The 11,439-nt window shown below is 66.3% G+C and carries 12 protein-coding genes; 6 read left to right on the top strand and 6 right to left on the bottom strand.

Annotated elements, in window-relative coordinates; genetic code table 11:
• Together QGN32_RS14165 and QGN32_RS14160 are read right to left on the bottom strand one after the other, a co-directional pair.
• Complete coding sequence (locus tag QGN32_RS14165) at nt 1-1,062, bottom strand: acyl-CoA dehydrogenase family protein (RefSeq protein ID WP_326545010.1); 1,062 nt, start codon at nt 1,060-1,062, stop codon at nt 1-3.
• A gap of 36 nt (nt 1,063-1,098) precedes the next feature.
• The gene (locus tag QGN32_RS14160; RefSeq protein WP_326545009.1) at nt 1,099-2,379 is read right to left on the bottom strand and encodes a cytochrome P450; all 1,281 of its coding nucleotides are present in this window, start codon (nt 2,377-2,379) and stop codon (nt 1,099-1,101) included.
• 129 nt (nt 2,380-2,508) lie between these two features.
• Between QGN32_RS14160 and QGN32_RS14155 the strand changes: the two genes are divergently transcribed.
• Complete coding sequence (locus QGN32_RS14155; protein ID WP_326545008.1) at nt 2,509-3,672, top strand: steroid 3-ketoacyl-CoA thiolase; 1,164 nt, start codon at nt 2,509-2,511, stop codon at nt 3,670-3,672.
• On the opposite strand, the gene QGN32_RS14150 is transcribed toward QGN32_RS14155, so the two are convergent.
• Entirely contained in the window at nt 3,669-4,049 is a 381-nt protein-coding gene (locus tag QGN32_RS14150) for a DUF8021 domain-containing protein (protein ID WP_326545007.1), read from the bottom strand. The two genes, QGN32_RS14155 and QGN32_RS14150, sit on opposite strands and share 4 nt — an antisense overlap.
• Before the next feature lie 23 nt (nt 4,050-4,072).
• On the opposite strand from QGN32_RS14150, the gene QGN32_RS14145 reads away from it, so the two are divergent.
• Nucleotides 4,073-4,528: a nitroreductase family deazaflavin-dependent oxidoreductase gene (locus QGN32_RS14145; protein WP_326545006.1), complete on the top strand. Its 456-nt coding sequence runs from the start codon at nt 4,073-4,075 to the stop codon at nt 4,526-4,528.
• A gap of 23 nt (nt 4,529-4,551) precedes the next feature.
• Here QGN32_RS14145 and QGN32_RS14140 read toward each other — a convergent pair whose 3' ends face one another.
• The 3 genes from QGN32_RS14140 to QGN32_RS14130 all read right to left on the bottom strand — a co-directional run bounded on the left by QGN32_RS14140 (nt 4,552) and on the right by QGN32_RS14130 (nt 7,929).
• Nucleotides 4,552-6,087: a PE-PPE domain-containing protein gene (locus tag QGN32_RS14140; protein ID WP_326545005.1), complete on the bottom strand. Its 1,536-nt coding sequence runs from the start codon at nt 6,085-6,087 to the stop codon at nt 4,552-4,554.
• Nucleotides 6,088-6,232: 145 nt separating this feature from the next.
• Nucleotides 6,233-7,138 (bottom strand): SDR family oxidoreductase, encoded by a 906-nt coding sequence (locus QGN32_RS14135; protein WP_326545004.1) that lies wholly within the window; start codon nt 7,136-7,138, stop codon nt 6,233-6,235.
• 17 nt (nt 7,139-7,155) lie between these two features.
• Nucleotides 7,156-7,929, bottom strand: a complete 774-nt coding sequence (locus QGN32_RS14130) for an SDR family oxidoreductase (RefSeq protein ID WP_326545003.1) — start codon at nt 7,927-7,929, stop codon at nt 7,156-7,158.
• Between the two features lie 64 nt (nt 7,930-7,993).
• Between QGN32_RS14130 and echA20 the strand changes: the two genes are divergently transcribed.
• Genes echA20 through ipdC form a run of 4 tightly spaced genes read left to right on the top strand, consistent with a single transcriptional unit; the run spans nt 7,994 to nt 11,431 of the window.
• Nucleotides 7,994-8,752: a (7aS)-7a-methyl-1,5-dioxo-2,3,5,6,7,7a-hexahydro-1H-indene-carboxyl-CoA hydrolase gene (echA20, locus tag QGN32_RS14125; protein ID WP_326545002.1), complete on the top strand. Its 759-nt coding sequence runs from the start codon at nt 7,994-7,996 to the stop codon at nt 8,750-8,752.
• Nucleotides 8,749-9,627: a cholesterol ring-cleaving hydrolase subunit IpdA gene (ipdA, locus tag QGN32_RS14120; protein WP_326545001.1), complete on the top strand. Its 879-nt coding sequence runs from the start codon at nt 8,749-8,751 to the stop codon at nt 9,625-9,627. Before echA20 ends, ipdA begins: the two co-directional genes overlap by 4 nt.
• Complete coding sequence (gene ipdB / locus QGN32_RS14115) at nt 9,624-10,373, top strand: cholesterol ring-cleaving hydrolase subunit IpdB (protein WP_326545000.1); 750 nt, start codon at nt 9,624-9,626, stop codon at nt 10,371-10,373. The genes ipdA and ipdB overlap by 4 nt, the downstream gene beginning before the upstream one ends.
• Entirely contained in the window at nt 10,370-11,431 is a 1,062-nt protein-coding gene (gene ipdC / locus QGN32_RS14110; protein WP_326544999.1) for a (3aS,4S,5R,7aS)-5-hydroxy-7a-methyl-1-oxo-octahydro-1H-indene-4-carboxyl-CoA dehydrogenase, read from the top strand. Before ipdB ends, ipdC begins: the two co-directional genes overlap by 4 nt.
• Nucleotides 11,432-11,439: the final 8 nt, after the last annotated feature.

Here is an 11,439-nt window from a genome sequence, read left to right as displayed (position 1 = left end):
CTATCTCCCGTCGTCCCCTGGCCTCCGGCCGTGGCCCCATCGCTCGCCCGACGCTGCTCCCACCAGGTCGAGCCGATGTGACGGACCGCCCACCACGCGGGCGAGGTCTTTGATCGAGGAGTAGTAACGGTCCATCGGATAGGCGATGTCCATCCCCATACCGCCGTGCAGGTGGTGGCAGATTTGCATCACCGGAGGCGCCTGGGAGGCCAGCCAGTATCCCAGCACGTCAATGTCGTCATCAGCGTCACGCCCCTCCGACAGTCGCCAGGTCACCGAGTTCGACACCAGCGTCAGTGTGCGGGAGGCGATGTACACCTCTGCCAGCTGCGCGGCGACGGTCTGGAACGTCGACAGCGGCTTGCCGAACTGCTCCCGGTTCGCCACATAGTCGGCGGTGAGCCGCAACGCGCCCGCCGCCAGCCCCGCCGCGAACGCGCCGATCGCTGCCAGTGCCAGTTGGTTAACCCGGCGGGCGTCCGCGCCCTCGAGCACCCCGTCGACCTCGGCGTCGGTGAACGTGACCGAGTATTCGTCGCCGTGGTTGGACGTCGGGGTCTGGGCCATTACGACGCCATCGGCCTTCGGGGATACGACGACCACCGCGTTGTCAGCGGTGACGACGAGCCAATCAGCCTGCCCGGCATAGGGAACGGCGACCTTGGTTCCACTGAGCCGGAGCCCGTTGGTCGACCGCGAAAGTACGGTCGACGGTCGGTCCGGCAGCGGCGCCCCGGGTTCGTTGAGCGCGGCCGACAGGACGCTGCCCCTCGCCACCCCGGCGAGATAGCGATCCTGCTGTTCTGTCGATGCGCGGTCGAGCAGCGGCAACAGGCCCAGGCCGAGCGTCGCGAGCGCCGGGCTCACGGTGCCGTGCCTGCCGATCTCGGTGAGCGCGGTCGCCACCTCCGGGAGGCCGACGCCGTCGCCGCCGAGACGCTCGGGCACCGCCAGCGCGGTCACCCCCCCGGAAACCAGTGCGTCCCAGCTGTTGTCGCGGGTCAACACCGAGGTCACCACATCGGCGACAGCCCGCTGCCCTTCGTCTGGACTGAAGTCCACCCGAATCCTCCTTGATACCGGGAAATTTCGCAGTCGCTATAAGTTACTCGCCGCCGGGCTGGCGGGCCCGCCCGCCATGGGGCACTTTCCGGTGTAATCGACCTGCCAGTGCTTGATGCCGTTGAGCCAGCCCGACTTGAGCCGCTCAGGGTCGCTGATCGGCTTGAGATCGGGCATGGTGTCGGCGATCGCGTTGAAGATGAGGTTGATCGTCATCCGGGCGAGATTCGCGCCGATGCAGTAGTGCGCGCCCGTGCCCCCGAACCCGACGTGCGGATTGGGATCGCGCATGATGTCGAACTTGTGCGGGTCGTCGAAGACCTCTTCGTCGAAATTGGCTGAGCGGTAGGACATCACCACCCGCTCGCCCTTCTTGATCTGCACACCACCCAGCTCGACGTCTTCCAGTGCGGTGCGCTGGAACGCCGATACGGGAGTGGCCCAGCGCACGATCTCGTCGACGGCGGTTTCGGGACGTTCCTTCTTGTAAAGCTCCCACTGCTCGGGGTGCTGCGAGAACGCAATCATGCCGTGGGTGATGGAGTTTCGGGTGGTTTCGTTGCCGGCGACCGCGAGCATGACGACGAAGAACCCGAACTCGTCGTCGGTGAGCTTCTCTCCCTCGATGTCGGCCTCGATCAGCTTCGTGACGATGTCCTCGGTGGGGTTCTTCGCCCTTTCCTCGGCCATCTTCATCGCGTACTGGATCAACTCGACTGACGATACGGCGGGGTCGATGTGGGCGTATTCCGGGTCCTCGCCGGCGGTCATCTCGTTGGACCACCGGAACAGCTTGTCGCGGTCGTCCTGAGGCACACCGAGCAGTTCGGCGATGGCCTGCAGCGGCAACTCGCAGGCCACCTGTTCGACGAAGTCGCCGCTCTCCTGAGCCGCCGCGGTCTCGGCGATCCTCTGGGCGCGGGCCTTCAGCTCCCCCTCCAACCGGCCCACCGCGCGCGGGGTGAAGCCGCGGGAGATGATCTTGCGCAGCCGGGTGTGCTGCGGAGCGTCCATGTTGAGCAGGACGTTGCGCTGCAGGTCGATCGCCTCGCGCGTCATGTCCTGCGGCCAGACCGGGATGGCGCCGTCCGGTGAGCTGCCGAAGATGTCGTTGCGCTTCGACACCTCCTTGACGTCGGTGTGCTTGGTGACCAACCAGTACCCTTTGTCGCCGAAGCCGCCGGTGCCGCCTGGCACGTCGACCCAGTGGACCGGCTCGGACTTACGCAACTCGGCCAACTCCTCAACCGGCAGGCGTTCGAGGTTGAGAGTCGCGTCGAGGAAATCGAAGTCGTCGGGGATGTTCGGACAAGGCATTGGGTGAGCTCCTCTGCAACAACAATTGCAACGTGTTCTAGTGCCAGTAAAACATGCCTTCTGCGCAGATAAAAGGCACGTCGTCAACGCCGCTTGTCAGAGTAATGAAACGTGTTCTAGCCTGACGGAATGGGTAACCCTGTCATCGTCGAAGCCACCCGCAGCCCCATCGGCAAGCGCAACGGCTGGTTGTCCGGCCTGCACGCCACCGAGTTGCTCGGCGCCACTCAGAAGGCGCTCGTCGAGAAGGCCGGCATCGACGCCGGTCAAGTCGAGCAGGTCATCGGAGGCTGCGTCACACAGTACGGCGAACAGTCGAACAACATCACCCGGGTGAGCTGGTTGGTCGCGGGCCTGCCCGAGCATGTCGGCGCGATGACGGTCGACTGCCAGTGCGGCAGCGGCCAGCAGGCCAACGGGCTCGTCGCCGGCCTGATCGCGGCGGGCGCCATCGACATCGGCATCGCCTGCGGTATCGAGGCGATGAGCCGCGTGGGCTTGGGCGCCAACGCCGGCCCCGACCGGGGCATCCTGCGGCCGGCCTCCTGGGACATCGACCTGCCCGACCAGTTCACCGCGGCCGAGCGAATCGCCAAGCGGCGCGGCATCACCCGCGAGGAGATCGACCAGTTCGGCTTCGATTCGCAGCGCAAGGCCAAGCAGGCGTGGGCCGAGGGCCGGTTCGACCGCGAGATCAGCGGCATCGAGGCGCCAGTGCTCGACGAGCAGAAGCAGCCGACGAGCGAGCGTCACGTCGTCACGCGCGACCAGGGCCTGCGCGACACCACGCTGGAGGGTCTGGCCTCGCTGAAGCCCGTGATCGAAGGCGGAATCCACACCGCAGGCACGTCGTCGCAAATATCCGACGGGGCGGCCGCGGTGCTGTGGATGGACAGCGATGTGGCCAAGGCTCATGGCTTGCGCCCGCGGGCCCGCATCGTCAGCCAGGCCCTGGTCGGCGCCGAGCCGTACTACCACCTCGACGGCCCGGTCCAGTCCACGGCGAAGGTGCTGGAAAAAGCCGGTATGAAAATGGGCGATATCGACATCGTGGAGATCAACGAGGCCTTCGCATCGGTCGTGCTGTCGTGGGCCCGGGTGCACGAGGCCGACATGGACCGCGTCAACGTCAGCGGTGGTGCGATCGCGCTCGGGCATCCGGTCGGCAGCACTGGTAGCCGGTTGATCACCACCGCGCTGCACGAGTTGGAGCGCACCGACAAGAGCACCGCGCTGATCACCATGTGCGCCGGTGGCGCGCTGTCCACCGGCACGATCATCGAACGAATCTAGTCGCGCAGCAGCGCCGGTCGCACGCGCGCGTGGATGTGGTGAATCTTCCCGTCGTGAGCTGGGATGAGGAAGGTCTCCTCGGTGCGGGCGACCACGCGGCGGCCGGCGATTCTCGGTTTGGTGACGACGGTGAAACTCGCGCGCACCTCGTCACCGTCGACGCTGAATTCGCGGTCGACGATCGCGGAGATGATCCGAAACTGAGGTCCGCGATTCAGGCTGCGCCGCAGATGCTTTCCCGAAAATCCGGTTTTGAGGCCGTTTTCGATCCGGACGCAGTCCGGTGCGAGGGGGACGTCGTCGGCCCGATGGCTGACCAGCGCATCGATATAGGATTGGGCAGCGGCAATGCGATCGGTGTCAGAGACTGTGCTCATCGACCGAGCATAGGATGACCGCCATGCCAAAATCCCGGCCGCGGTTCATGGATACGAAGGCCTCGGATTTCTTCGTCAAGTGGATGTCGAGGATCAACACCTTCTTGTACCGCCGCAACAACGGCCAGGGCCTCGGCGGCGAGATCCAGGGCATCCCGGTCGCACTGTTGACGACCACCGGCCGAAAGTCCGGGCAACCGCGGGTAAGTCCGCTGTATTTCCACCGCGACGGCGACAAGGTGATCGTCGCCGCGTCGAAAGGCGGCAGCGACAAGCACCCGATGTGGTACCTGAACCTCAAGGCCGATCCGAGAGTCCAGGTGCAGATCAAGAGCGAGATGCTCGACCTGACCGCGCGCGACGCCACCGAACAGGAGCGCGCGAGATACTGGCCGCGACTCGTCGAGATGTACCCGACCTACGAGGACTACCAGTCCTGGACCGACCGAGTGATCCCGTTGGTGGTCTGCGAACCCTGAGCGCGGCCAGAAGCCGCCGTCGTCTACTTCGAGTCGTTCGACCCGGCAGGCTTCGAGTCGTTCGACCCGGCCGGCTTCGAGTCGTTCGACCCGGCAGGCTTCGAGTCGTTCGACCCGGCAGGCTTCGTGTCGTCCGAGCCGGCCGGTTTCGCGCCTGTCGGGCCGCTCGTCGCTCTGTTGACCGCCTCGTTGATCTTGTCGGTGAAGTTCTTCAGGCCGTTGCCGCCGGTTGTCGACGAATCGGTCGACGACTTGCGGTCCCCCCGCAGCTTGGGCGTGAACTTGTTCGGACTGCTGCGATCGATTGTGTTCCTCGACACCGATTCGTTCGTCGACCTCGATGAGCCCGTCGACGTCGATTCGTCCGTCGACGTCGATGCGTCCGTCGACGTCGATGCGTTCGGCGACGTCGATGAGTTCGGCGGAGCCGGGGACGAGATCACCGGTAGCTTGCCGACTTCGTCGAGCGGCTTGGTAACCAAGTTGGTCGGGTTCTTGACGTTCTCGACCGCTGTGCGGGCACCCCGGTCCAGCCCCGCGGGAATCGATTCCGGCAGGCCTCCCAATGCGGTGAGCGACGAGCCCGGCCGCATCGGCCGCGGAACGGTCGGATCCGCCGGTATGGCGGGACGGTCGGGTAAGCCTTTGCCGTCGTTGTAACCGGCGTTGACCAACTGGGTCAGCGTTGGATCGATAGCGTCGGCCACGATGTCCCCGCCGGGAAACAGCCGCAGCGGACGGGTCAGCGGCAGATTCTCCGACTGGATCGTGACGTACGTGGTCGTGCTGCCGGGCAGGTATGTCGGGTCCCCGACTATCTCCCCTTTGGAATTCACAACATAGGCGTAGTGCTTGGCATCGGGATCGGTGTTCTGCGCCTCTTGCATCACGGAGTCCGGAATCACGGTGTTCGCCTGCGCGCCGTAGCCGTACAGATAGGCGACCAGGCTGTTCCCGAGAGCGAACGGGTTGAGCGGGTCGACCGGTGCGCTCGAGTTGATGTTGTACTCGTATGCCACATCGAGCGCCGGAACACCCAGATCACTTGGCGTCGGTTCCGCAGAGGTTCCCAGCAGCGGAGCAAACGGCGCATAGGTGGTCCAGAAGCCGCCGCCGGCCCGGTTGCTGTTGTTGTCGAGGATGACGAATGCGACGTTGGACTTGTCCGACGACGTCATCTGGCTCAGTGCGGTGCCGGTCTGGCCTGCCCCCCATCCGGAAGCCACGACACCCGTCTCGTCGGGATCGTCTCGGTGCGCGATGATCGCATTCGTGATCCCTTGCGGGCCCTTGAAGAAAGGCACGACGACCTGGTCGCCGTACACCGTCGTCCAGTTTGTGCCGTAGTACGTCGTTCCAGCGAAGATCTGCGCCGTCGAGTTGGCCGGCGTGACCAAGGCGACCAGGTCGACCGATGGCGCGACCGCTGTCGTCGTACCGGTCATCAGCGCCGTCGAAATGCTGGTCGCGGCTACCGCCGTGGCCGCCAGGCTCCCGGGCCCCATAACCCGCGCGACGACACCCGAAGCGCGTGACGATCTGCGATGTCTTGCGGCCACGCCAGCCTCCCCCGATTCATGCCCTGACGGTGGACGCATCTTCCACCCGTGCGAGCAAATTTAGCATCGCATCAGGCTCGGGGACTAGACCATCACACGGATCGAACGCCCAAGCTCTAGTCCAGCGGGTCAGGCGCCGAGAGAATCAGGCGCCGAAGACTGGCACCGCTGGCCGCGCCTTGCCCAGCAAATCGGCGACGACCGGGCCGAGTTCGGCGGGATCCCACCGCGCGCCCTTGTCCACCTGCGGCCCGTGCGCCCATCCCTCGGCCACCCGGACGATGCCGCCCTCGACCTCGAACATGCGGCCGGTCACGTCCTTGGATTCGACGCTGCCGAGCCAGACCACCAACGGCGAGACGTTCTCCGGTGCCATCGCGTCGAAATCCTGGCCCTGGGTCGCCATCATGTCCGCGAACACGGTCTCGGTCATCCGGGTGCGCGCCGACGGCGCAATGGCGTTGACGGTGACCCCGTAGCGCCCCATCTCGGCCGCGGCCACCAGCGTCAGCGCCGCGATCCCTGCCTTGGCGGCGCTGTAATTCGCCTGTCCCACACTGCCTTGCAGGCCAGCACCCGAACTCGTGTTGATGATCCGGGCATCTACGGGGTTGCCGGCCTTGGATTGTGCGCGCCAGTACGCCGCGGCGTGCCGCATGGTCGCGAAGTGTCCCTTGAGATGCACCGCGACGACGGCGTCGAACTCCTCTTCGCTGGTGTTGGCGAACATCCGGTCGCGGACGATGCCGGCGTTGTTGACCAGGACATCGAGGCCGCCGAACGTGTCGACCGCGGCCTGGATCAACCCCTCGGCCTGTGCCCAGTCGGCGACGTTGGCACCATCGGCCACGGCTTCGCCTCCGGCCGTGGTGATTTCGTCGACGACGCTCTGCGCGGCGCTACCACCGCCGGCGGGCGACCCGTCCAGGCCGACCCCGATGTCGTTGACCACCACGCGCGCGCCCTCGGCGGCGAATGCGAGGGCGTGCGCACGGCCGATGCCGCCGCCGGAGCCCGTCACGATGACTACTCGGCCGTCGAGCAATCCCATATCCCTTGTCTCCTTGCCTATTTGATGTCGGCAGTGGTAGTTGCCAGATAATGTGGCGGCTCACCGCCGCCGTGTACTTCGAGCGATGCGCCGCTGATGTAGGACGCCGCGTCGGAAGCCAGGAACGCCGCCGCCCAGCCCACGTCCGCCGGTTTGGCGAGTCGACCGAGGGGGACGTTGCGCGAGATCGCCGCGATGGAATCCGCGTCGCCGTAGAAGAGTTCGGACTGTTCGGTTTCGACCATTCCGACCACGACAGAGTTGACCCGGACCTTGGGCGCCCACTCGACCGCCAGTGTCGCGGTGATGCTCTCCATGCCGGCCTTGGCCGCGCCGTAGGGCGCGGTGCCCGGAGTGGGCCTGCGGCCGCTGACGCTGGCGATGTTGACGATCGAGCCGCCCCGCTCCTGCTTCTGCATCAGCTCGTTGGCATGGGTGGATACCGACAGCGGCCCTAGGAGATTGAGTTCGACGATCCTCCTGCTGAACTTGGCCGACGATTCGGCGGCCAGCACGTAGGGTGATCCGCCCGCGTTGTTCACCACGACGTCGAGGCGACCGTGACGCTCGGCGATCGTCGCGATCAGCGCGGCCACCGCGCCGTCGTCGCGCACATCGCACGGGTGGAACTCGTATGGCAGGCCGTCGACCGGGCGGCGGGCGCAGGTCACCACGGTCGCGCCCTGATCGGCGAAAACGGCGCTGATACCCGCACCGACCCCGCGCACCCCGCCGGTCACCAGCACAACCCTGCCCGCGAGGCCGAGGCGTATGTCTTGCAGGTCGGTCACTGTGCTAGCGTACCAAGCAAGTGCTTGCTTTCCTACCGGACCCAGGAAGTGCTCGGGAGATTAGATGACCATCACTCATACCCTGACCGAACCGGGCATCGTCTCGGTCACCGTCGACTACCCGCCGGTCAACGCGATCCCGTCGCGTGGCTGGTTCGAACTCGCCGACGCGATCACCGAGGCCGGAGCGGACCCGGAGACGCACGTCGTGATCCTGCGTGCGACCGGGCGGGGATTCAATGCCGGCGTCGACATCAAGGAGATGCAGCGCACTCAGGGTTTCACCGCGCTCATCGACGCCAACCGTGGCTGCTTCGCCGCGTTCAAGGCCGTCTACGAATGCGCGGTCCCGGTGGTCGCGGCCGTGAACGGTTTCTGCGTCGGTGGCGGCATCGGCCTGGTGGGCAACGCCGACGTCATCGTCGCCTCGGATGACGCGACGTTCGGGCTGCCCGAGGTCGAGCGCGGCGCGCTCGGTGCCGCGACGCACCTGTCGCGGTTGGTGCCGCAGCACATGATGCGGCGGTTGTTCTTCACCGCTGCAACCGTCGATGCGGACACCTTGCACCACTTCGGCTCGGTGCACGAGGTGGTGCCGCGCGACGAACTCGACGAGGCCGCGCTGCGTGTCGCGCGCGACATCGCCGCCAAGGACACCCGGGTGATCCGGGCGGCCAAGGAGGCGCTGAACCTCATCGACGTGCAGAAGGTCAACTCGAGCTACCGCATGGAACAGGGCTTCACGTTCGAACTGAACCTCGCAGGGGTCTCCGACGAGCATCGCGACGCGTTCGCGGGGACGTCCAAGGGGGAAAAGCCATGAGCGACAAGCGAGCAACGCTGGACGACGCCGTCTCGCAGATCCGCAGTGGCATGACCGTCGGCATCGGCGGCTGGGGGTCTCGTCGCAAGCCGATGGCGTTCGTGCGGGCGCTGCTGCGTACCGAAGTCACCGACCTGACCGTCGTCACCTACGGCGGACCCGACCTCGGCCTGCTGTGCTCGGCCGGCAAGGTCAAGCGGGTGTATTACGGCTTCGTGTCGCTGGATTCGGCGCCGTTTTACGACCCGTGGTTTGCCAAGGCACGAACCAGCGGTGCGATCGAGGCCCGCGAGATGGACGAGGGCATGCTTCGCTGCGGCCTGCAGGCGGCGGCACAGCGGCTGCCGTTCCTGCCGATCCGCGCGGGGCTCGGCAGCGATGTGCGTGCCTTCTGGGGTGACGAGTTGAAGACGGTGCGCTCGCCCTACCCCACCGGGGAAGGCTACGAGGAGCTCATCGCAATGCCCGCGCTGACGCTGGATGCGGCGTTCGTGCACATGAATCTTGGTGACGCACAGGGCAATGCGGCCTACACCGGTATCGATCCGTATTTCGACGACCTTTACCTGATGGCCGCCGAGCGCCGGTTCCTGTCGGTCGAGCGGGTGGTGCCGACCGAGGAACTGGTCAAGGCGGTGCCACCGCAGGCGCTGCTGATCAACCGGATGATGGTCGACACCGTCGTCGAGGCGCCGAACGGCGCACACTTCACCACGGCCGAACCGGATTACCCTCGCGACGAAAGGTTCCAGCGGCACTACGCCGAGGCGGCGGGTTCCGACGAGTCATGGCAGGAGTTCGTCCAGACCTATCTGTCCGGCACCGAGGCCGACTACCAAGCCGCGGTGCGCGCCTGCAAGGAGCAGCAGCAATGATGTCGGTGTCCCGTGCCGAAGTGTGCGCCGTCGCGTGCGCGGAACTCTTCCGCGACGCCGGCGAGATCATGGTCAGCCCGATGACGACCATGGCCTCGATCGGCGCCCGGTTGGCCCGCTTGACCTTCTCCCCCGACATTCTGCTGACCGACGGCGAGGCTCGCCTGCTCGCCGACACGCCCGCTCTCGGCGCCTCCGGCGCGATCGAGGGGTGGATGCCGTTCGGCCGGGTCTTCGAGACGCTGGCCTGGGGCCGACGCCATGTGGTCATGGGCGCCAACCAGATTGATCGCTACGGCAACCAGAACCTCTCGGCGTTCGGACCACTGCAGCATCCGACTCGCCAGATGTTCGGGGTCCGCGGCGCGCCCGGCAACAGCATCAACCACGCCACGAGTTACTGGGTGGGCAACCACTCGAAGCGGGTGTTCGGCGACGCCGTCGATGTGGTCTCGGGGATCGGCTGGGACAAGGTCGACCCCGCCAACCCGGCATACCGGTTCGTCAACGTGTACCGGGTGATCACGAATCTCGGCGTGTTCGACTTCAACGGGCCCGACCATCAGATGCAGGCGGTCTCACTGCATCCCGGCATTCAGCCCGAGCAGGTCGCGGAGAACACCTCGTTCGAAGTTCATGGTCTGGACTCCGCCGGCCAGACCCGGCCTCCCAGCGCCGACGAGCAGAAGCTGATGCGCGAGGTGATCGATCCGAAGAGCCTGCGGGACAAGGAGATTCGGGTATGACGAGATTGCGCACAGCGCTGACCGAGCTCGTGGGCATCGAGCATCCGGTGGTTCAGACCGGCATGGGCTGGGTCGCGGGTGCGCGGCTGGTATCGGCGACCGCGAATGCCGGCGGTCTCGGCATCCTGGCGTCGGCGACCATGACGCTCGAGGAATTGCAGACCGCTGTCGCCAAGGTCAAGAGCGCGACGGACAAGCCGTTCGGCATCAACATCCGCGCCGACGCGGGCGACGCCGATGAGCGCATCGACCTGTTGATCCGCGAGCGCGTGAAGGTCGCCTCGTTCGCGTTGGCGCCCAAGCCCGATTTGATCGCCAAGCTCAAGAACGCCGGTGTCGTGGTGATTCCATCGGTCGGCCTGGCCAAGCACGCCAAGAAGGTGGCGGGGTGGGGCGCCGACGCAGTGATCGTGCAGGGCGGCGAGGGCGGTGGTCACACCGGCCCGATCGCGACCACGCTTCTGTTGCCGTCGGTGCTGGATGCGGTCGATATCCCGGTCGTGGCGGCCGGGGGGTTCTTCGACGGCCGCGGACTCGCGGCGGCGCTGTCCTACGGCGCCGCGGGCGTCGCCATGGGCACGCGGTTCCTGCTGACGTCGGATTCGACGGTGCCGGATGCGGTCAAGCGGCGGTACCTGGAGTCAGGACTGGATGGCACGGTGGTGTCCACACGCGTCGACGGCATGCCGCACCGCGTGCTGCGCACCGGCCTGGTGGAAAAGCTCGAGAGCGCTTCCCGGCTGCGGGGCTTCTCCGCGGCGCTCCGCAATGCACAAAAGTTCAAGAAGATGTCGGGTATGACGTGGCGGTCGATGGCCCGCGACGGCCTAAAGATGCGGCACGGCAAGGAGCTGACGTGGTCGCAGGTCGTGATGGCGGCCAATACCCCGATGCTGTTGAGGGCCGGTCTGGTCGAGGGCAACACCGACGCCGGGGTGCTGGCGTCGGGCCAGGTTGCGGGCATCCTGGACGATCTGCCGTCGTGTGCCGAGCTGATCGAGTCCGTCGTGCGCGACGCGGTCGAACGCCTGCAGGCCGCCGCTGCGCTCGTCGAATAGCGTGGTCC

The sequence above is a fragment of the Mycolicibacterium sp. ND9-15 genome (assembly GCF_035918395.1).
Taxonomy (GTDB): domain Bacteria; phylum Actinomycetota; class Actinomycetes; order Mycobacteriales; family Mycobacteriaceae; genus Mycobacterium.
The sequence above is the reverse complement of the archived record's forward strand: the minus strand, read 5'-3'. Positions and strand labels throughout refer to the sequence as shown.